Genomic DNA, 384 nt, shown 5'->3' on the forward strand with positions numbered 1-384 from the left:
CGGCAAGGAGGAACGGGTCTCGGTGTTTGCCGTACGCGTGCCCGAGGCCACCTACAACCGGGTTGCCGCCGACAAGCAGGACAACGGCATCATCGAAGACGACCAGATCGGCAGCAAGCCGCGCGGCAGCCTGTCGCCGCGGTTCCGCATGCCCGCCACCGGTGGCTACATCACCCAATGGTGATGGGTAAGGAACTGACATGAGAGACCTGAACGACGCGATTGCCGATGTCGAAACCGATATCGGCCAGGTGCAGGCACAACTGGCCGCGCGTGGCGACCAGTGCCGGGAGCTGATCAAGGAACAGGAAGCGCTGCACGGGCGGGTCCGCGACGACTTCAACGCCCTGGCGCGCCTGCAGGCCGAGGCCGCCACCGATGCGC

Annotated in this window: 2 protein-coding genes; both read left to right on the forward strand. The window is 66.1% G+C overall.

Features of this window, described 5'->3' with window-relative positions; all coding sequences use genetic code 11:
• Positions 1 to 184, forward strand: a 184-nt coding sequence (locus D7X55_RS47460; protein ID WP_199747512.1) for a DUF6384 family protein, incomplete at its 5' end; no start/stop codon positions are given.
• Between the two features lie 16 nt (positions 185 to 200).
• Positions 201 to 384 (forward strand): hypothetical protein (locus tag D7X55_RS47465; RefSeq protein WP_199747513.1); only part of this gene is annotated, 184 nt, incomplete at its 3' end.

It is taken from the genome of Corallococcus sp. AB049A, from assembly GCF_003668885.1.
Taxonomy (GTDB): domain Bacteria; phylum Myxococcota; class Myxococcia; order Myxococcales; family Myxococcaceae; genus Corallococcus; species Corallococcus interemptor.